Below are 19,946 nucleotides of genomic sequence, written 5' to 3'. Positions count from 1 at the left end.
CTTGACCTTGGATACGTACGGCTCCTTGTAGCCCGTAGCGTCGGCTAGTACTCCAGCCGTAGATCGCTGGTGCGCCGTCCGAACCGACCGCGCCTACGGGTGCGTGTCCGTGATCGCGATGACCTCGTCGAGGCGGTCCAGGGCAGCCTGCAGGTCGTCGACCTTGGCCTGGATGCGGTCGCGCTCGGCGCGCAGCATGGCTCGTTGCTCGGCGTCGGTGTGCCCGGAGTCCCAGCACGGAAGGAGTTCCGTGATCCTTCGGCTGGTCAGGCCGGCGGCGAACATCTGCTGGAAGAAGCGGACCAGGGTGACGGCGTCCTGCCGGTAGAGGCGCTGGCCGGATGGGCTGCGCTCGGCGATGAGCAGCCCCTGCTGCTCGTAGTAGCGCACGGCGCGTACCGAGACGCCGGCGCCCCGTGCCACCTCGCCGATGCGGATCAGCCGCTCGCCCGCGGCCTCCGTGACGGTCATGGCGATTCCTCTCACTCCGGCCCTGATGATCAGCACTTGCCTCTGACGTTAGCGTCAGGTTTTAGCGTACGGGCATGGACATCAACAACTCAGTTGCCCTTGTCACCGGAGCCAACCGCGGCCTGGGCCGCGCCTTCGCCCAGCGCCTGCTCGAACGGGGCGCCCGCAAGGTCTACGCGACGGCCCGCCGACCGGAGACCGTGGACCTGCCCGGGGTCGAGGTGCTGCCCCTCGACATCGCCGATCCCGCATCCGTGAGGGCCGCCGCCGAGGCCGCCGCGGACGTCTCGCTGCTCGTCAACAACGCGGGGATCCAGACGGGGACCGACCTGGTGACCGGCTCGCTGGACGCGGTGCGGCATGAGCTGGAGACCAACGTGTTCGGCCACCTGGGAATGATCCGGGAGTTCGCGCCGACGCTCGGCAGGAACGGCGGGGGCGCGATCGTAAACGTCCTCTCCGCCATGTCGTGGTTCGGGGGCAAGGGCGCCAATGCCTACCACCTGACCAAGGCCGCCGCCTGGGCCATGACCAACGGCGTCCGCCTGGAGCTCGCCGAGCAGGGCACGCTCGTGACAGCGGTGCACCTCGGCCTGGCCGACACCGACATGGCCGCGGGCTGGCCCGTGGACAAGATCGCGCCGTCGGACCTGGCCGACGCGGCGCTCGACGGTGTCGAGGCGGGCTCCGCCGAGGTCCTCGCCGACCAGTGGAGTCGGGACGTCAAGTCCCGACTGCCACTGACGCCGGAAGAGTTCAACGCCGCGATGGACCGAGCCCTGGCGGCGCTAATGGCAGGCTGAGGGGCCCTCGGGCCACGCTGGCTTCGGTCGGTTGCTTCTGAGGTCGGTCACTTGATACTCCATCCGCAGTTGTGGATCTTCATGTTGTGGCCGCGCGTCGGCGGTAGTGGCACTCGCGGGCGCGTGCCTGGTGTCGGCGACGCCATAGCGACCAGCGCAGGCGATGGTCGCGTTGGCCGTTCGGAGATGCGGCGGGCAGGGCGAATAGTCGCTGTATTTCGTTGCAGGTGAGGGCGATGAGTCCGGTGGGGGCCGGGTATTCGCGGTGCTCGTCGGCGCGGATGACGGCCAGGAAGGCGTGGGCGACCTGGCGCCAGCCCAGGCCAGTCCGTCCGTCCAGGACGGCCGATTAGTCGTAGCCGAAGACGAGCCTCTCGTCGCCGAGGTAACTCCTGGCTCAGACCAGCCGACTTCCAAACCCGAAGAAGTAACGCCATCCCTGGGAATGCCGACCCCAATCCTTGCACTACGCAGGCCCCCGACGGCTCCTGGGTGTGCATAGAAGCGTCGACACCCCCAAGCCCGCCAACCCGGCCCCACCCAGCGATTGCCGCGGTGGAACTGCCTCAGTGGTGCGAGGACAGCAAGGGCACGGTTCTCGGCACGCGCACCCAGGTGTGCCGCGTGAGCGCCCTGACCTACACCACCTACGTAACGCGCAACGGGGTGGACACGGTCACCGGCAAGGCGGATCTGCTCGCGATCGACTACAGCTACGGCAACACAGGGATCGGGACCATCGGGCACCAGATCGAGCTGTCGATGTACCAGGGGTGGGGAGACGCGCTCAAGGCAAGCGTCAACGGCCAGGCCACGATGAGCGGTTCATGCACGCGGGAGAGTGCAAGCTTCCCTGCTCAGACCCTGGCACCGATGAACTCGTGGAAAACCGGTGAGTCCTTCTTCGACACCACCGCAACCAATCCCGGTGACATCGGCACATGCAGGACAACCTGGTACTTGACCTTCACGAACGGTACCTACGAGCCTGCAGTCGCCCCGTACTCGCTGAACGAGTTCCGCTGCGACAACGCGACGGCCGGACGAGCTTCGGTTGGCTGCGTCGTTCCCTGGTATGCCTCAGCGCCGCCGCGGGAGGCGAGCTGTCGCTCACCCAGCAGACCGTCAACCGGGCGCTGTCGAAGGCGCGGGCCCCGGTCGAACGTGGCGTTGCCCGTCTGAAGTCCTGGCGGATCTTCCGCAGAGCGCGGTGCAGCCCAAATCGAATGACGTCAATCGCCGCAGCCGTCCTCACCCTGGAGCGGCAACGCTGAAAGACCTCAATGAGCGCCATCCGTAAAGGTCACCCGTTCGCCCCAAGTACTCCCGTTCCTCCCAAGCGGGCGAGCTCAGAACACCCCCTGGACAACAGAGGACCACCCGCACCGCGGACGACCGGACCCACACATCCGGCCCCGGCACCCACTCACACTCACCCAAACTCACTATGTCGCCAGCAGTTCCGAACTTCCACCGCCGCCCCCGCCGGAAAAACATCGACCGCGGCGGCTCCCCCAATCCGCGCCGCCGCGGTCGACCCCCGTGAGAGGAAAGCTCAGTTGGACGGCTCGCTGGTGGCGTGGAAGTCGTCCGGCTCGACCGTGTCGCCGCCGGTGGCGTGGAAGTCCTTGGTCGTGATGTCGGTCTTCTTCTTTGCGGTGTCCGCGGCGGCGACCACGGTCTCCTCGCCGGTGGCGTGGAAGTCGTCGGGCTTGACGTCGCCGTTGTTGTCGGCCATGAGACTGCTCCTTGGATCGTGGGACATAGGACGAACGGGGCTGATGAGAACCCGTCCGGCAGCTCCCCCGCGGGCCGCCGGACGGGCGTCACAAGGCCGTTCACCTTAGTGGTGCGACCCTGGCGCCGAGCTGTCTGCCCCCCGACACGACGGTTCGGCATTCATAAGAGTGCCGGGTCGCGATAAACGAATGATGAACGTGCCGCCCGCTGTCCGCTTCCGCCGCGCGCCGCCTGACGCCAGACGACCGCCGTGAGACGCCCGGCGCCTGCCGCCCGCTGTCCGCCGCCCGACGCGTGCCACCCGCCGCCCGCTGTCCGCCGCCTGCCACCCGCCGCCCGCCGTCAGACGACCGGGGCGGCGGCGAGCAGCTTTCTCACGTCCTTGGCCTCGGGCGATCCCGAGCCGTCGAAGATGGACAGGGCTTCCTGCCAGCAGACCTTGGCGCGGTCGGTCTGGCCGATGCCGTGCAGGCCGCGGCCCAGCACCGTCAGCACGTTGGCGCGGCGCCAGTCGCCGCCGATCCCGTGCAGCACCACGAGCGCCTGCTCGGCACAAGCCGCGGCCTGAGCGGCGCGTTGGTCGGCCAGATGGACCTCGGCGATGCGGAACAGCGTCATGCCGTGCCACAGACGCTGCCGGGCGGCCTGGAACATGTGCAGGGCCTCGGTGAGCGTGTCCAGGGCCAGCCGGGTCCGGCCGAGGCTGGTGAGAGCGAGACCGAGCGCGTACTTGCCGTTGGCGAGCCGCAGCGCCATGCCGGTGTCGTCGCGCTCGTACAGGGCGACGCCCTGGCGCGCCAGCGAGACGGCGCTGTCGGTACGCCCCGTCGCGAGGTGCACCCGGGACAGGTTGCACAGGGCGCTGGCCTCGCCCGGGTTGTTCCGGTCGGCGCGGAAGGCGGTCAGCGCCTTCGTCAGATGGCCCTCGGCCTCCTCGTGCCGGCCGTCGTACAGGGCGATGATGCCCTGCTGGTTGGGGGCCTGGGCGCAGACCACAGGGTCGTTCGCGACGATCCCGAGCCGCAGGGCCTTGCCGGCCTCCAGGGTGGACTCGGCGAACTGACCGGCGATGCCGAGCAGATGGCTGTGCATGAGGCGGGCCCGGCCCTCGGCGAGGGCGTCACCGGCCTGCTGGGCCGCCGTGATCACCGCGGCACACGATCTGACGTACTGGCGCGAGTTGACGCCCGACTCGCCGAGGTCGATCCCCACCACGAGCAGATCCACCGCCCGCCTCAACAGGCCTTCGCCACCTGCCTGCTGTACCGCCGCGAGCAGTGCGCTCGCCTCGGTGAACAGCCAGTCCAGTGCCTTGTCCCGGTCGGTGAACGTCAGCCCGGGGTAGTCGACCCGGCTCAGGTGGTCCAGGACCCGCTCGCCGGGCCGCTCGATCGCGTAGACCTCTGAGGCCGTCGCCAGATAGAAGTCCAGCAGCCGGGACATCGCCGCCGCCCGCCCGCTCGGCGGCCGTTCGTCCCGTTCCGCGCAGGCACGCGCGTAGAGCCGGACCAGATCGTGGTAGCGGTACCGTCCCGGCGCCGCCGATTCCAGCAACGACGTGTCGACGAGGGACTCCAGAAGGTCCTCCGTGTCCTCCGTCGGCAGGTCCAGCACCGCCGCGGCCGCCGCCAGGGAGACGTCCGGGCCGTCCGCCAGGCCCAGCAGGCGGAACGCGCGGGCCTGGACCGGCTCCAGCTGCCCGTACCCCAGCTCGAAGGTCGCCTTCACCGCGAGGTCGCCGGCCTGGAGCTCGTCCAGGCGGCGCCGCTCGTCCGCGAGCTTCGCCGCCAGGACCGAGACCGTCCAGGTGCGACGGGCGGCCAGGCGGGACGCCGCGATTCGGATCGCCAGGGGCAGGAAACCGCACGCGGCCACCACGTCCAGCGCGGCCTCCCGTTCGGAGCCGACCCGTTCCTCGCCGACGATCTTCGTGAACAGGGCCAGGGCCTCGTCCGGGGACATCACGTCCAGGTCGACGAGGTGTGCCCCGGCGAGGTCGACCATGCGGACGCGGGAGGTGATCAGGGCCGCGCAGCCCTCGGTGCCCGGCAGCAGGGGGCGTATCTGGGCCGCGTCCCGCGCGTTGTCCAGCAGCACCAGGACCCGGCGTCCGTCCAGGACCGAGCGGTACAGCGCCGCCCGTTCCTCCAGGGAGTCGGGGATGGCCGAGTCCGATGTCCCGAGGGCCCGCAGGAAGGAGCCCAGGACCGTCTCCGGTTCCGCCGACCTGGATCCGGCGCCCTGGAGATCGACGTACAGCTGGCCGTCGGGGAAGGCGCCGCGGGCCTGGTGGGCGACGTGGACCGCCAGGGTGGTCTTGCCGACGCCGCCGATGCCGGCCAGCGCGGACACGGCCATCACCCGGCCCTCCGCGGAGGCCAGCACCTCGCCGAGTTCGGTGACGAACGACGACCGCCCGGTGAAGTCCGGGACGGTTGCCGGGAGCTGGGCGGGGCGCACCGGTACGGCGGCGGGTTCCGCCCTCGGCGCGGACGGTTCCGCCAGGCCCGGGTCCGCCTGGAGGATGCGCTGCTGGAGTTCGCTCAGGCCCGGGCGCGGGTCCACGCCCAGTTCGTCGGCCAGGAGCCGGCGGGTGTCGGCGTACACCGCCAGCGCCTCTGCCTGGCGGCCGCTGCGGTACAGGGCCAGCATCAGCAGCTCGCGCAGGCGTTCCCGGAGCGGATGCTCCGCGGTGAGCGCGGTCAGTTCGGACACCGCCTCCGCGTGGCAGCCCTGCTCCAGGTCCATGTCCAGGCGGGACTCCAGCAATTGGAGCCGCCACTCCTCCAGCCTGACCCGCTGCGCCTCCGCGTACGGGCCCGGCACCCCGGCCAGCACCTCGCCGTCCCACAGGGCGAGCGCCCGGCCCAGTACGTCACGCGCGTGGCACAGGTCCCCGGCGCCGCGCGCCTTCTCCGCCTCGGTCGCCAGGTCCTGGACGACGGCCACGTCCAGCGCGCCCTCGGGCAGCCCGCGCACCGCGTACCCGCCGGACTCGCTCACCAGGACCCCGGGGTCCAGCACCTTGCGCAGCCGGGAGGCGTACGTCCGTACCGCCGCCAGGGCCTGCGAGGGCGGCTCCTCGCCCCACAGGGCGTCGATCAGTTCCCCGGCGGTCGCGGTCCGGCCCTCGCGCAGCAGCAGGGCGGCCAGCAGGGCGCGTTGCTGGGGGGAACCGGTGCTCAGCGGTTCCTCGTCGCGCCAGGCGCGGACCGGGCCGAGCACGGCGAAGCGCAGCGACACCGCCCCCGCCTCTCCCCTCGCCTCCGCCCCCGCCTGGTCCGCGGAGCCGGGACGCCTCTGCTCCGGCACGCGCGGTACCTCCGGCACTCGCGGTACGTCCATCGCCGTCCCCCCTGGAAATCCTGAGCAACCCCGCCAGTTTGCCTTGTTCATGGCAGATGCGTCAGCTGTGGAGAGTGTGATCACAGGCAGGCGCGCTGGATATCACAAGGCCCTCACACGCTCTTCGCACACACTCGCGCAGGAACCACCACAAGAGGGGCCCGCCCGCGTAGCTGACGGATCGTCAGATCGGCGCTACCGTCAGCGCCATGGACACCGCCATGGACACCGCCACGGACACCCAGACCCCGCTGCCGCTGATCATCTCCGTCGACGACCACACCGTGGAGCCCGCCACCGTCTGGCAGGACCGGCTCCCGAAGAAGTACCTGGACACCGGGCCCCGGATCGTCCGCGCGCCCCTGAAGGAGATGACCTTCCTGGGCGGCCGCTTCAAGCCCGTGATGGGCGCCCAGGGCACCGACGGCCCGCTCGGTGACTGGTGGATCTACGAGGACCTGCACCGGCCGCTGACCCGCCTGGACACCGCCGTCGGCTACAGCAGGGACGAGATCAAGCTGGAGGTCATCACCTACGAGCAGATGCGGCCCGGCTCCTACGACGTCCCGCGGCGCCTCGCCGACATGGACGTCAACCACGTCCAGTCCGCGCTCTGCTTCCCGACCTTCCCGCGCTTCTGCGGCCAGACCTTCACCGAGGCGAAGGACCACGAGCTCGGTCTGCTCTGCGTCCAGGCCTACAACGACTGGATGGTGGAGGAGTGGTGCGGGCCGAAGGCGCAGGGCCGTCTCATCCCGCTCACCCTGATCCCCCTGTGGGACGCCGAGCTGGCGGCGGCGGAGGTGCGGCGCAACGCCGCCCGGGGCGTCAGGGCCGTGGCCTTCTCCGAGATACCCCCGCACCTCGGCCTGCCCTCCGTCCACACCGACGACTGGGACCCCTTCCTGGCCGCCTGCGACGAGACCGGCACCGTCGTCGCCATGCACATCGGCTCCAGCAGCCGGATGCCCTCCACCTCCGCCGACGCCCCGCCCGCCGTCGGCTCCACCATCACCTTCGCCAACTGCTGCTTCTCGATGGTCGACTGGCTGATGAGCGGCAAGTTCGAACGCTTCCCGAACCTCAAGGTCATGTACGCCGAGGGCCAGATCGGCTGGATCCCCTACATCCTGGAGCGCGCCGACGTCGTCTGGGAGGAGAACCGCGGCTGGGGCGGCGTCGCCGACAAGGTCCACCGCCCGCCGTCCGAACTCTTCGCCGAGCACGTCTACGGCTGCTTCTTCGACGACGCCTTCGGGCTCAGGAACCTCGACTCAATCGGCGTCGGCAACGTCCTGTACGAGACCGACTACCCCCACTCCGACTCCACCTGGCCGAAGTCCCGCGAGGTCGGCGAGGCGCAGATGGGGCACCTCGCCCCGGACCTGGTGGAACGGATCGTGCGGGGCAACGCCATCGAACTGCTGGGGCTCACCCCGGACGGACTCTGGGACGGCTCCCGGTGACAGGCTCGCCCCCGGTGACAGCGCTGAACGCCCGCCTCTCCTACGGCATCCAGCTCCCCGTCCAGTCCCAGAGCACCATCTACGCCGAGCCGTGGGAGGCCACCGCCGGTCCGGGCGACCTCGTCGAGATCGCCCGGACCGCCGACCGTGCCGGATTCTCGTACGTCGCCTGCTGCGACCATGTCGCCATCCCGCGCCGGCTCGCGCCCGCGATGAGCACGGTCTGGTACGACCCGGTCGCCACCCTCGCCTTCCTGGCCGCCGCCACCGAACGCGTCCGGCTGCTCAGCCATGTCGCCGTCGTCGGTCTGCGCCATCCGCTGATCGGCGCCAAGCAGTACGCGACCCTCGACCACCTGAGCGGCGGCCGGCTGCTCCTCGGTGTGGGGGCCGGGCATGTGCGGGAGGAGTTCGAGGTGCTCGGGGTCGACTTCCGGCAGCGCGGGGCCGTGCTCGACGAGTCCATCGACGCCCTGCGCGCGGCGCTCGGGCCCGACGAGTTCCCCGAACACCACGGCAAGCTCTACGACTTCCAGGACCTCGGCCAGCGCCCCCGGCCCGCCCAGGCCCGCATCCCCCTCTGGGTCGGCGGCTCCTCGCCCGCCGCCGTCCGCCGGGCCGCGCTCAAGGGTGACGGCTGGCTGCCGCAGGGGGACCCGCGTGAGCGGCTGCCCGCGCAGATCGCACGGATCCGGGAGATCCGCGCGGAGCACTCGATCCAGGGGCCCTTCGTCGTCGGCGCCATCGCCGAGCCGCTGTACGTCGGCAGCCCGGCCTGGGACGTCGGTCGGCGCACGCTCACCGGCCCGCCCGAGGCCCTCGCCGAATCCCTGCGGGGCTACCGCGCGATGGGCGTGGACCAGATCCAGGTCAGGTTCCGCAGCCGAAGCCGCACCGAACTCACGGACCAGATGGCCGCGTTCGGCACCGAGGTGGGGCCTCTGCTGGCGGACTCGTAGGGCGGCCCGCGGCGGGAGTCCTGACGTGTGCTCCCGCAACTCGAAGCAATCCGGAACCGGTATCTGACGCATCGTCAGATACGGCGTTACGATGCTGGCCTCCAGCGATGCGATGCGATGTGTCGCGAGGCGAAGGGGTTCGGCATGGGCAAGCTCGACGGGCGTGTTGTCCTCGTCACCGGCGCCGCACGAGGCCAGGGGGAGCAGGAGGCCCGGCTGTTCCGGGAGGAAGGCGCCGAGGTCGCCGTGGCGGATGTGCTCGACGACCAGGGGCGGCACCTCGCCAAGGAACTCGGCGCCCTGTACGTCCATCTCGACGTGAGCCGGGAAGGCGACTGGGAGTCCGCGGTCGACGTTGTCACGGAGGCGTACGGCCGTATCGACGGGCTCGTCAACAACGCCGGCATCCTGCGCTTCAACACCCTTCTCGACACGCCCCTCGACGAGTTCATGCGGGTCGTCGACGTCAACCAGGTCGGCTGCTTCCTCGGCATCAAGGCCGTGGCCGCCCGGATGCCCGACGGCGGCACGATCGTCAACACCGCCTCCTACACCGGCGTGACCGGAATGGCGGCCGTGGGCGCCTACGCGGCCAGCAAGCACGCGATCCTCGGGCTCACCCGGGTCGCCGCCCTGGAGCTGGCCGCCCGGAACATCCGGGTCAACGCCATGTGCCCGGGCGCCATCGACACCGCGATGTCCAACCCCGCCCACCTGGATCCGACGGGAGCCGCGGACACCGAGGAGGCGTCACGGGCCCTGGACCGCTTCTACCGCAAGCTCGTGCCGCTGGGGCGGATCGGGCGGCCGGAGGAGGTGGCGCGGCTCGCGCTCTTCCTCACCTGTGACGACTCCTCCTACATCACCGGCCAGCCCTTCGTGATCGACGGCGGCTGGCTGGCGGGCGTGAACGTCGTCTGATGGGCCGTCAGCTATTGACGCTCCCAGGGGCCGGTGGAACAGTCGGATCCATGAATCTGACGATCCGTCAGAACTGACCGTTCGGAACTGACCGTGGGACTGACCGTGGGGACGGTGAACCTCCTTGGAATTCGGGCTCTTTGTACAGGGATACGTGGGCAAGCGCGCCGAGACCGACCCGCTGGCCGAGCACAAGGCGCTGATGGAGGAGACCGAGTACGTCATCCAGGCCGACCGGTCCGGCTTCAAGTACGCCTGGGCCTCCGAGCACCACTTCCTGGAGGAGTACTCGCACCTCTCCGCCAACGACGTCTTCCTGGGGTATCTGGCTCACGCCACCGAGCGGATTCATCTGGGGTCGGGGATCTTCAATCCCCTTGCCCAGGTCAACCACCCGGTCAAGGTGGCGGAGAAGGTCGCGATGCTTGACCATCTGACGGGCAATCGCTTCGAGTTCGGCAGCGGTCGGGGGGCGGGCAGCCACGAGATCCTCGGGTTCATACCGGGCGTCACCGATATGAACTACACCAAGGAGATCTGGGAAGAGACCATCGCCGAGTTCCCCAAGATGTGGCTCCAGGACGAGTACGTCGGCTTCCAGGGCAAGCACTGGCAGCTCCCGCCGAGGAAGATCCTGCCGAAGCCGTACGGGAAGTCCCACCCCGCGATGTGGTACGCCGCCGGGTCGCCGCCCTCGTACGCCATGGCCGCCCGCAAGGGGCTCGGGGTGCTCGGCTTCAGCGTGCAGAAGGTCTCCGACATGGAGTGGGTCCTTGAGCAGTACAAGAACGCGGTCGTGGACGCCGAGCCGATCGGTGACTTCGTCAACGACAACGTGATGGTGACGACCACGGCGATCTGTGCGCCCACTCATGAGGAGGCGGTACGGATCGCGGTGAACGGCGGGCTGCACTATCTGCCGTCGCTGGTCTTCCGGTACCACGACACGTTTCCTCGTCCCGAGGGGTTTCCGGTGTGGCCGGAGACGTTGCCCTCGTACAACGAGGAGTTCATCGAGGTCCTCATCGCCGAGGAGTTGCTGATCTGCGGCGATCCGGACGAGGTGCTCACGCAGTGCAAGCGGTGGGAGCAGGCGGGGGCGGATCAGTTGAGCTTCGGGCTGCCGGTGGGGGTGCCGAAGGAGGAGACGTTGCAGACGATTCGGCTGGTCGGGGAGCACGTGATTCCGAAGATCGATACGGATCCTGTTCATCGGACGTCGCGGTTCCGGGCGGCCGGGTGATCGCCGTCGCGGGGTGCGGGTGCGTTGTGGCTGGTCGCGCCCGCGCGGCGGAGCCGCATATGACACAGCCCCGCGCCCCTGAGGTAGGGAAGCCCGGCCGGAGTTCAGGAGGCGAGGCTCGTGCTTGATCACGTCATCAAAGGGGCGACCGTTGTCGACGGTACCGGCGCCCCCGCGTACACCGCCGACGTAGGGATACGGGACGGCCGTATCGCCACCGTCGGGAAGATCTCCGAGGGCTCCCGCACCACCGAGGACGCCACCGGTCTCGTCCTCGCGCCCGGGTTCGTCGATCCGCATACGCACTACGACGCCCAGTTGTTCTGGGATCCGTACGCGACGCCCTCCCTCAACCACGGGGTGACGACCGTCGCGGGCGGGAACTGTGGGTTCACGCTCGCGCCCCTCAACCCGGCTCGGCCCGAGGACGCCGACTACACCCGGCGGATGATGTCCAAGGTGGAGGGGATGTCCCTGGTCGCGTTGGAGGAGGGGGCGCCCTGGAGCTGGCACGGGTTCGGGGAGTATCTGGACGCCTTGGAGGGGCGGATCGCGGTCAACGCGGGCTTCATGGTGGGGCATTGTGCGCTGCGGCGGTATGTGATGGGGCCGGACGCGGTGGGCGGACAGCCCAGCGAGGAGCAGCTCGCTCAGATGCTCCGGTTGTTCCACGAGGCGATGGACGCGGGTGCCTGGGGTTTCTCCACCACCCAGTCGTCCACCCACTCCGACGGTGACGGGAAGCCGGTCGCCTCCCGGCACGCGCTGCCCGCCGAGCTGCTGGCCCTGTCGCGGGCCGTCGGAGAACACGAGGGCACCCAGATCGAGGCGATCGTCGCGGGCTGCCTGGACCAGTTCAGCGACGCGGAGATCGACCTGTTCGTGGAGATGAGCGCGACGGCCGGACGCCCCCTGAACTGGAACGTCCTGACCGTCGACGCGTCCGTCCCGGAGCGGGTGCCCAGGCAGCTGTTCGCGAGCGAGCAGGCGCGCAAGGCGGGCGGCCGGGTGGTGGCGCTGACCATGCCGATCCTCACGCCGATGAACATGTCCCTGGGCACGTTCTGCGCCCTGAACCTGATCCCGGGGTGGGGCCCGATCCTCGGACTGCCCGTCCCGGAGCGTCTGGAGAAGCTGCGCCACCCCGACGTACGGGCCGGGATGCTGGAGCGCGCCGGGTCCAAGGACGCCGGTGTCTTCCGCCGGCTGACGAACTTCGGGCGGTACGTCATCGGCGACACGTACAGCGAGACGAACCGGGGTCTGAGCGGGCGGGTGGTGGGGGACATCGCCGAGGAACGCGGGCAGGAGCCCTTCGCATGCCTCGTGGAGATCTGCGCCGCCGACGACCTGCGTACGGTCCTGTGGCCCATGCCGACCGACAACGACCCGGCGTCCTGGGCGCTGCGCGCCGAGACCTGGCAGCACGAGGACGTCCTGCTCGGCGGCTCCGACGCGGGCGCGCATCTGGACCGGATGTGCGGAGCGCCGTACACGACACGCTTCATCGGGGACTGTCTGCGCGGCCGGAAGCTGGTCGGCCTGGAGCAGGCGGTGAAGATGCTGACGGACGATCCGGCGCGACTGTTCGGGCTGCGGGAGCGGGGGCAGGTGCGGGAGGGTTGGCATGCGGACCTCGTCCTCTTCGACCCGGAACGGATCGCCGCGGGTACGGCCACCCTGGTGCACGACCTGCCGGGTGACAGTCCGCGGCTCGACTCCAGGGCGATCGGGATCCGGGCCGTGTGGGTCAACGGGGTCGAGGCGATCCGGGACGACGTGGTGAGCGGGGCGGTGCCGGGGAAGGTGCTGCGCTCGGGGCGGGACACCCGGACGGTGGCGACGAAGTGACCGAGGGACAGCGGCTGTTCGTCGGCGGCGCCTGGGTGGAGCCGGAGGGCGGCCACTACGAGGTCGTCGACCCGGCGACCGAGGAGACCGTCGGGTGGGCGCCCGAGGCCTCGCGGGATCAGGTGCGCGCGGCCTGCGCCGCGGCCCGCGAGGCCTTCGGGCCGTGGTCGCGTACCGCGCCGGAGGAACGGTCGGCGGTGCTCGGCCGGGCCGCGGACATCATCCGCGGCCACGTCGAGCCGTACGCCTCGCTGGCCCGGGCGGAGACCGGCGCGACGACCGCGACGGCCCGGGCCATGCAGGTCGGGGTGGCCGCCGCCCGTTTCCGGCGCTACGCGCGCGTGGAGTCCGCCGAGTGGGCGATCGCCCCGCAGATCAACGAGGCCGGGCCGATGGGGCGGGCGGCGGTGATGGGCGCGCTGGCCGTGCGGCAGCCCGTCGGGGTCGTCACCTGTATCACCTCGTACAACAACCCGTGGGCGAACCCGGCCGGCAAGGTCGCCCCCGCCCTCGCCATGGGCAACACGGTGGTGGTGAAACCGGCCCCGCAGGACCCGCTCTCCGTCTACCGGATGGCTGAGGCGCTGGAGGAGGCGGGCGTGCCGCGCGGGGTGGTGAACGTGGTCTCCGGGCGCTCGGTCGAGGTCGGTGAGGAGGCCGTGGCCTCCCCCGACGTCGACATGGTGAGCTTCACCGGGTCGACGGCGGTGGGCCGGCGCATCGCCTCCGTGTGCGGCCGGGACATGAAACGCCAGCTGATGGAGCTGGGCGGGAAGGGCGCGGCGGTCGTCCTCGACGACGCGGACGTCTCGGCAGCGGTCGCCGGGATCGGAACGACCTTCTCCTTCTACAGCGGCCAGATCTGTACAGCGCCGACGCGAGTGCTCGCCCAGCGGGGCGTGTACGACCGTGTGGTCGAGCAACTGGCCGTGTATGCGGGTCGGTTGAAGGTGGGGGACCCTCGGGAGCCGGACACGGTGGTCGGACCGGTGATCTCGGCGGCGCACCGGGACCGGGTGGAGTCGTACGTCGAACTCGGCCGCAAAGAAGGGGCGGTGCTGGTGGCGGGTGGTGAACGACCGCCGCTGGAGCGGGGTTTCTACGTCGCCCCCACCCTTCTCGCCGACTGCACCAACGACATGCGTGTGACCCGCGAGGAGATCTTCGGCCCGGTCGTGTCGGTCATCCCCTTCGAGGAAGAGGAGGAGGGGGTGGCACTGGCCAACGACACCGACTACGGCCTCATCGACTACGTCTGGTCGACGGACGTGGCCCGCGCCTTCCGGGTGGCCCGGCGGCTGAGGGCTGGCGGGGTGGGCGTCAACACCGTCGGCCGCAACATGGAAGCGCCGTTCGGGGGGTTCAAGAGGAGCGGGGTGGGGCGGGACGTGGGGTCGTACGCGCTGCACGCTTACAGCGAGATGCAGGCGATCGTTTGGCCGGGGTGAGGTGCGCCTGCCGGCTGAACGACGAGCCACGAGCTGCAACCACGTGATGGTCCTGCACGTCAGGCGACATTCACCTGAACACACCAGGCCCGAGCCTGAGTTGCTCGGCGATGGAGGCCGTCACGACGGCAGGAACCTTACCTGGCGGGTCATCGCCCCGGGCGCTTCCGCATGCGACGATCGGCGGCGTACGGAGCCCGACCGACTGGAAGGACATCATGCCCGCCTATGTCATAGCGCACCTGCAAGAGGCCGCCCCGGTCCCGGAGATCGCCGAGTACATCGAGCGCATCACCGCCACCTTCGAGCCGTACGGCGGTCGATTCCTCGTGCACGCCGCGCAGCAGGAGGTGAAAGAGGGCAGCTGGCCCGGGTTCGTCGTGGTGATCGGCTTCCCCGGGATCACCGAGGCACGGGCGTGGTGGGACTCACCCGCGTACCAGGAGATCGCACCGCTGCGCTCGCGGCACATCAAGGGCGACATCATCCTGGTCGAAGGCGTCCCCGAGAACTACGACGCGACTGCCACCGCCAAGGCGATGCGGGAGACGCTGCCTGCCGAGTAGCCCAGAGCGGTGGTTCGCCCAGCTGACGCAGAGAAACTCAAGCGAGGTGTTCACCGCTCCGCCAAGCCCTCGTTCCAGAGCACCGCGAACGGACTGGACGACGTCATCCCCCACCTTCCCGAGCTTCTTGATCACCACGGAGGGTGGCGTCGCTGACCTGCGCCGGAGGGGTCGATGCCGGGCCGGGCCGGCAGGGGGTACCGGTGTCCATGGAGGCGGAGGCGCCGGCGATGACCGAGTCGAGCCTGTCTCGGGTTTGCGTGAGATCGACGATGTGCTGGTCGATGTGATCGCGCTCCACAGCCAGGCGGTCGAGGAGTTCGGGTGTGGCCTTGCCGTCGATGACGCATGGCGTGAGCTCGGCGATGACCTTGCTCGACAGGCCGGCGGTGAACAGCTCTCGGACCAGGAGAATCCGGGCGACCGCGGTTTCCGGGTAGTGGCGCTGGCCGCTGTTGCTGCGCTCGGCCGTGAGCAGGTTCTGCTCCTCGTAGTACCGCAGGGCCCGGGTGCTGACGCCTGTGCGGCGGGCGAGTTCCCCAATGCGCATTCCGAGCTCCATGTGAACTACGCCATAACGACTTGCCTTTGACGTCGACGTCAAGTTTTAGCGTAGCTGACGTGACCCCGGGGTTTTCGCCCGATACGTCACGGATCAATGCCGGACGCATCCTCAACCTCAAGATCACCTGACGCGCCACCCGCACCACACCGGAAAGAAGCACGCACGTGACCACCCACCGGACGACCGGCCTCACCGGCCCCGCTCCCACCCCGACCGTGACGGTCAAACCGATCGTGCTGCCCGCCCCCCAGCGCGGCCAGGACCTGCACGTACGCGTTTCCGCACCGCTCACTGGCACACGCCTGCCGATCGTGCTCTTCGCACACGGATTCGGCTCCGACCTGGACGGCTACGCACCGCTGGTCGACCACTGGGCCTCTCATGGCTTCGTGGTGATCCAAGCCACGCATCTCGACTCCAAGCGGGTCGCCATCGCCGCGGACGACTCCCGCGGGCCCCACCTGTGGCGCTACCGCGTGCAGGACATGAAGCGCATCCTGGATGAGCTCAAGCCGCTGGAGGCATCCGTGCCCGGCCTCTCCGGCCGGGTCGACCACAGCCGCATCGTCGCAGCGGGCCACTCCTTCGGAGGCCAGACCGCGGGCATCCTGGTAGGGCTGCGCGTCACCGACCCCCAGACCGGCACCGCCGACGACCTGTCCGACTCCCGGGTCATGGCCAGCATCCAACTGGCCACGGCCGGCAAGGGCGGCGACGAACTGACCCCCTTCGCCCACGAGAACCTTCCCTGGCTCCGCGACCAGGACTTCTCCCACATCACCGCCCCCGGACTGGTGGTCGCCGGCGACAAGGACGACCTCCCGCTCACCACCCGAGGACCCGCCTGGACAAGCGACCCCTACACCCTCAGCCGCGGCAACAAGAGCCTGCTCACCGTCTACGGCGGCGAGCACTTCCTCGGCGGCATCTCCGGCTACCGGGCAGCAGAGACCACTGACGAGGACCCCAGCCGCGTCGCCCTCGTCCAGCAGGTCACCCTCGCCTACCTACGCCACATCACCGGCATCGACCACACCGACTGGCAGATGGCCCGGTCCGTCATCGCCGACGCCCACCCGCTGGGGCGGCTGGACAGCAAGTGACCCTCGGCGGTTGACATCCACGCCTTCGTCCGCCCAGCGACCCCCCGTAGGATCAACGCGGGCCGGCACTAGGCCGCGGCCTTCTGTCGGGCAAGCTCCCGCGCCCGCTCGCTCAGCTCGCGCGCCCTCGGGTTGCTGAGACCGCCCTCGCCGACCGCTCCAGGTCGCCGTCGTTCGCGCTCGTGTGCCACTCGTTGATGGCTGCTTCCCGGCTTGGCCGGTGTGGTTCTGTCGCTCGGGTGGGCGGCCCGGGCACAGTCGCCGTATGGAATCCATCGTGCGGGTCAAGGACGGCGAGGTCTGGGCGGACGACACCGGCGGGGAGGGTGTGCCGATCGTGCTGCTGCATCCGGGGATCGCGGATTCGCGGGTATGGGAGCCGGTCGCTCCGGCCCTCGCCGAGCGGCATCGTGTGATCCGGTACGACGCTCGCGGGTTCGGGCGGTCTCCGGCTCCGACGGTGGCCTACTCGCTCGCCGAGGACCTCCGCGCGGTGCTGGACCACTTCGAGGTCCGGCGGGCGGTGCTGGTCGGCACGAGCCTGGGCGGTTCGACCGCGATCAGCGGGGCGCTGGGCGAGCCGGACCGGGTGGCGGGGCTCGTGCTGCTGGTGCCGGGGGTGACCGGGTATCCCTGGCTTGAGGACCCGGAACTGACCGCGAAAATCGGAGAGTTGGCGCAGGCCGGCGACATGGAGGGCCTCGTCACCCTGTCCTTGCGGGTCTGGGCGGCGGCGGGCACCGCCCCCGACATCGAGGCCGAGACCCTGCTGCGGGCGGCGATCCCGGCCTGGTTCTCGACGTACGGGCACCTCACCGAGGACCCGCCGGCCTTCCCGCGGCTCGGTGAACTGACCATGCCCAGCGCCCTGCTCCTCGGCGAGAAGGACCAGCCCCGCACGGTCCGCTGCAACGAGGCCATCGCCGCCGCGCTCCCGGACTGCCGCCTCGTCCGCCTGTCGGACTGCGACCACCTGCCCACCTTGCGGGCACCGGAGACCGTACGAGACCTGGTGCTGGAGGTGTACGCCCGGGCGGTCTGACCGGACGTACGCCGGTCATTCGTCCAGATCCACCCGCACCGTCAGCAACCCCGACCCCAGCACCCGTACCGCCGCGCTGTTGTACCGGGGGAGGGTGCGGAGGCGGGCGATCGGGTCGTCGTCGGGCAGGAGGTGGGCCGTGCCGGTGTGCCATCGGCCGCGGGTCCGGACTCGTACCCGGGGGTTCGCCTTGATGTTGCGGACGTACTGGGATCGTTCGCCGAACTCCGAGACCAGCCAGAAGGAGTTCCCGACCCGTCGGCCGCCCACCGGGGTGCGGCGGGGCAGGCCGGATGTGCGGCCGGTGGTCTCCAGGAGGGCCTGGATCGGGAGGCGGCGCAGGACCGGGTTGCCGACGTGGCGCTGGAAGGCGGCGACGGCGCGGTACTTCAGCTCGGACGGGCGGGACATGGTGGCTGGGCTCCTGTGGGGTGGGGCTTGCTCACGGCCTCTCGGGCGCCTTGAGGGTTTTGAGCAGGGCGCGGAATGCGGCGGGGTCTGTGGTGAGGACGGTTTGGGCTGGGTCGGCGCTTTCGGTGAGGTGGACGGAGGTCGGCGCGGAGGCGGATATGTGGACGCAGGCGTCGCCTTCTTGGCAGTAGGACGACTTCTGCCAGCCTTGCGGGGACATGCTGGCTCCTTCAGAGCTTCTGGGCGATGGAATGGATCAGGTCCCGGGATTTCTCGGGGCTCAGGGCGGTGGCCTCCACGATGTCGAGGAGACGCTGGTATTTCTGCAGGAGTGCCTCGGCGTCGAGAAGGACCGGCCCGTGAAACTGGTCGAGTTGCGCGGTGTCGAGCTGATGCACGGGTCCGTGCAGGTAGTTGATGGACTGACCCGAGCCGGGGAACGCGCCCACGCCGAACGGGAGTACGCGGATGGTGATGTGGTCCCGCTCGCTCATGTCGACCAGATGCCGGAGCTGGGCGCGAGCCACACTTCTGCCGCCGACGCCCATGTGCAGGGCTGCCTCGTGCACCACGGTGCTGTACGGAGTCGGGAGCGGCCCGTGCAACACGCCCTGACGTTTGACCCGGTGCGAGACGCGGTGCTCGACCTCGGGTGGTGTGGGGGCGGGGATGACGTGCCGGAAAATCTCCCGCGCGTGATCGGCGGTCTGGAGCAGTCCCGGCATGTGGGAGGTGTACGCGGTGCGCACAGCGGTGGCGTGGTGCTCCAGCTCGGCGAGGTCGAGTAGCCCCGACGGCAGCACCTCGCGGTACGACTCCCACCAGCCGAAGGTCTTGTCGGTCGCCATACCGGCCAGGGCCTCGATGAAGGCCTGGTCCGGGCACGAGTAGATCCGGGCCAGCCCTCTGACGCGGTCGAGGCTCACTCCGAACCGGCCGGACTCCACATTGCTGAGCTGCCCCTGACTCGTGCCGAGCGTGCGCGCGGCCTCGGTCGCCGTCATGCCCGCGCGCTCGCGCATCTTGCGCAGCTCAACAGCGAGCCGGAGACGGCGAGCCGTCAGAGGGGGTCTGGCAGCCACGTGAACTCCTCTAGGACGCGTGTTCCGTCGACGGGTCACTCACACGAGGGAAATGCAAGGGAAGTATCTCGAACATCGGCAAATGACATTTGCCAGGCCCTATCTTCGATCCCAGGCGCCCCACCTGGAAGCGCACCGTGGGACGCCACGGCAGAGACACCAGGCACCTGTCCAACTCCCCTCAGCGACCGGAGACTTCCCATGGCCACCGTATCCCCGCACTGGAACTACACCCTGCACCTTCCGCACGATCCACGCGCCCCGGGTATCGCGCGGGGCGCCCTGCGACTGATCCTCGCCGCCCACGAGATGTCCGAGCTCACCCCCACCGCGGAGCTACTCGCGGCGGAACTGCTGACCAACTCGCACCGCCACACCAAGGGGCCGTACGTCCTCCGCGTCCGCTCGGCGGAACCCGGCCGCGTGCGGGTGGCCGTATGGGACACGGACCCGCGGGTGCCCCCAGGCTTCTCGGACCGGGGCGGTCCCACGCCCTCACTGGACGCGGAGGACGGCCGCGGCCTGCACCTCGTCCGGGCCTGCGCGAACGCGTGGGGCGCATCGGTGCTCCGCGACCTGGGCGCGTCGAAGGGCGGCAAGCTGCTGTGGGCCGAGTGCGGGGGCGGGGCGGCGACGTGGTGATGCGGGCCGTACCGAGAAGTGCACAGCCCGAGCACCGCTGGGGAGCGATGCCACTGCCCGAGATCCGGACCGTGGACGACCTGCGCAGCGTGCTCGGCCGCTACCGGGGTTCATTCGCAGTGCATCGGGCTTCAGCCCGGTGGTGAAGCGAATCTGATGGTTGTGACGCGGAGCGTCGCCGCGTCTGGTTCCACGGAGCCGGACACGGCGTGGGCATATTCGCGGCGCGGAGCGCCGTGATCGCTGGTCCCGGCGAAGCCGGGCTGTGTTCACACCGGCCGGTTCTGC

General features: G+C 70.1%; 19 protein-coding genes and 1 pseudogene. 13 read left to right on the top strand and 7 right to left on the bottom strand.

What is annotated here, in order from left to right; genetic code table 11:
• Positions 1–93: 93 nt before the first annotated feature.
• Positions 94–471 (bottom strand): MerR family transcriptional regulator, encoded by a 378-nt coding sequence (locus tag AB0H86_RS43095; RefSeq protein ID WP_306927063.1) that lies wholly within the window; start codon positions 469–471, stop codon positions 94–96.
• A gap of 74 nt (positions 472–545) precedes the next feature.
• Between AB0H86_RS43095 and AB0H86_RS43090 the strand changes: the two genes are divergently transcribed.
• The 3 genes and pseudogenes from AB0H86_RS43090 to AB0H86_RS43080 all read left to right on the top strand — a co-directional run.
• Positions 546–1,274: an SDR family oxidoreductase gene (locus AB0H86_RS43090; protein WP_362451663.1), complete on the top strand. Its 729-nt coding sequence runs from the start codon at positions 546–548 to the stop codon at positions 1,272–1,274.
• Between the two features lie 624 nt (positions 1,275–1,898).
• Positions 1,899–2,456, top strand: a complete 558-nt coding sequence (locus AB0H86_RS43085) for a hypothetical protein (protein ID WP_362451712.1) — start codon at positions 1,899–1,901, stop codon at positions 2,454–2,456.
• A pseudogene (locus tag AB0H86_RS43080) lies at positions 2,375–2,548 on the top strand (transposase family protein); the annotation flags it as partial. The gene AB0H86_RS43085 and the pseudogene AB0H86_RS43080, both read left to right, overlap by 82 nt.
• Before the next feature lie 281 nt (positions 2,549–2,829).
• Here AB0H86_RS43080 and AB0H86_RS43075 read toward each other — a convergent pair.
• Positions 2,830–3,012 (bottom strand): hypothetical protein, encoded by a 183-nt coding sequence (locus AB0H86_RS43075; protein WP_362451661.1) that lies wholly within the window; start codon positions 3,010–3,012, stop codon positions 2,830–2,832.
• 344 nt (positions 3,013–3,356) lie between these two features.
• Positions 3,357–6,359, bottom strand: coding sequence for a BTAD domain-containing putative transcriptional regulator (locus AB0H86_RS43070; RefSeq protein WP_362451658.1), 3,003 nt, complete (start codon positions 6,357–6,359; stop codon positions 3,357–3,359).
• Between the two features lie 209 nt (positions 6,360–6,568).
• Between AB0H86_RS43070 and AB0H86_RS43065 the strand changes: the two genes are divergently transcribed.
• The 7 genes from AB0H86_RS43065 to AB0H86_RS43035 all read left to right on the top strand — a co-directional run bounded on the left by AB0H86_RS43065 (position 6,569) and on the right by AB0H86_RS43035 (position 14,813).
• The gene (locus AB0H86_RS43065) at positions 6,569–7,825 is read left to right on the top strand and encodes an amidohydrolase family protein (RefSeq protein ID WP_362451655.1); all 1,257 of its coding nucleotides are present in this window, start codon (positions 6,569–6,571) and stop codon (positions 7,823–7,825) included.
• Positions 7,826–7,839: 14 nt separating this feature from the next.
• On the top strand, positions 7,840–8,784 hold the full coding sequence (locus AB0H86_RS43060) for a TIGR03619 family F420-dependent LLM class oxidoreductase (protein ID WP_362451652.1): 945 nt from the start codon (positions 7,840–7,842) through the stop codon (positions 8,782–8,784).
• A gap of 144 nt (positions 8,785–8,928) precedes the next feature.
• Positions 8,929–9,705: an SDR family oxidoreductase gene (locus tag AB0H86_RS43055; RefSeq protein ID WP_362451649.1), complete on the top strand. Its 777-nt coding sequence runs from the start codon at positions 8,929–8,931 to the stop codon at positions 9,703–9,705.
• 124 nt (positions 9,706–9,829) lie between these two features.
• Positions 9,830–10,948, top strand: a complete 1,119-nt coding sequence (locus AB0H86_RS43050) for an LLM class flavin-dependent oxidoreductase (RefSeq protein ID WP_362451646.1) — start codon at positions 9,830–9,832, stop codon at positions 10,946–10,948.
• Positions 10,949–11,068: 120 nt separating this feature from the next.
• Positions 11,069–12,799, top strand: coding sequence for a D-aminoacylase (locus tag AB0H86_RS43045; protein ID WP_362451643.1), 1,731 nt, complete (start codon positions 11,069–11,071; stop codon positions 12,797–12,799).
• Positions 12,796–14,247, top strand: coding sequence for an aldehyde dehydrogenase family protein (locus AB0H86_RS43040; protein WP_362451640.1), 1,452 nt, complete (start codon positions 12,796–12,798; stop codon positions 14,245–14,247). Before AB0H86_RS43045 ends, AB0H86_RS43040 begins: the two co-directional genes overlap by 4 nt.
• Before the next feature lie 218 nt (positions 14,248–14,465).
• Complete coding sequence (locus AB0H86_RS43035; protein WP_362451638.1) at positions 14,466–14,813, top strand: DUF1330 domain-containing protein; 348 nt, start codon at positions 14,466–14,468, stop codon at positions 14,811–14,813.
• Between the two features lie 103 nt (positions 14,814–14,916).
• Here AB0H86_RS43035 and AB0H86_RS43030 read toward each other — a convergent pair whose 3' ends face one another.
• Positions 14,917–15,363: a MerR family transcriptional regulator gene (locus AB0H86_RS43030; protein ID WP_362451636.1), complete on the bottom strand. Its 447-nt coding sequence runs from the start codon at positions 15,361–15,363 to the stop codon at positions 14,917–14,919.
• Positions 15,364–15,542: 179 nt separating this feature from the next.
• Here AB0H86_RS43030 and AB0H86_RS43025 point away from each other — a divergent pair, with 179 nt between their 5' ends.
• Together AB0H86_RS43025 and AB0H86_RS43020 are read left to right on the top strand one after the other, a co-directional pair.
• Positions 15,543–16,481: a chlorophyllase gene (locus AB0H86_RS43025; protein WP_362451634.1), complete on the top strand. Its 939-nt coding sequence runs from the start codon at positions 15,543–15,545 to the stop codon at positions 16,479–16,481.
• A gap of 265 nt (positions 16,482–16,746) precedes the next feature.
• Complete coding sequence (locus tag AB0H86_RS43020; protein ID WP_362451632.1) at positions 16,747–17,523, top strand: alpha/beta hydrolase; 777 nt, start codon at positions 16,747–16,749, stop codon at positions 17,521–17,523.
• A 15-nt stretch (positions 17,524–17,538) separates the two neighbouring features.
• Here the strand turns inward: AB0H86_RS43020 and AB0H86_RS43015 are convergent, their stop codons facing one another.
• From AB0H86_RS43015 to AB0H86_RS43005, 3 genes are read right to left on the bottom strand one after another with little or no spacing between them, the layout of a single operon-like run.
• Positions 17,539–17,934, bottom strand: coding sequence for a nitroreductase/quinone reductase family protein (locus AB0H86_RS43015; protein ID WP_362451630.1), 396 nt, complete (start codon positions 17,932–17,934; stop codon positions 17,539–17,541).
• Positions 17,935–17,965: 31 nt separating this feature from the next.
• The gene (locus AB0H86_RS43010) at positions 17,966–18,154 is read right to left on the bottom strand and encodes a DUF397 domain-containing protein (RefSeq protein ID WP_362451628.1); all 189 of its coding nucleotides are present in this window, start codon (positions 18,152–18,154) and stop codon (positions 17,966–17,968) included.
• 10 nt (positions 18,155–18,164) lie between these two features.
• Entirely contained in the window at positions 18,165–19,016 is an 852-nt protein-coding gene (locus tag AB0H86_RS43005; protein WP_362451626.1) for a helix-turn-helix transcriptional regulator, read from the bottom strand.
• A gap of 201 nt (positions 19,017–19,217) precedes the next feature.
• Here AB0H86_RS43005 and AB0H86_RS43000 point away from each other — a divergent pair, with 201 nt between their 5' ends.
• Positions 19,218–19,658, top strand: coding sequence for an ATP-binding protein (locus tag AB0H86_RS43000; protein ID WP_362451624.1), 441 nt, complete (start codon positions 19,218–19,220; stop codon positions 19,656–19,658).
• The last annotated feature ends 288 nt before the right edge of the window (positions 19,659–19,946 follow it).

The organism is Streptomyces sp. NPDC050997 (assembly GCF_040660135.1).
GTDB lineage: Bacteria > Actinomycetota > Actinomycetes > Streptomycetales > Streptomycetaceae > Streptomyces.
Note: the sequence above shows the minus strand (reverse complement) of the source record. Positions and strands in the feature narration are given on the sequence as shown.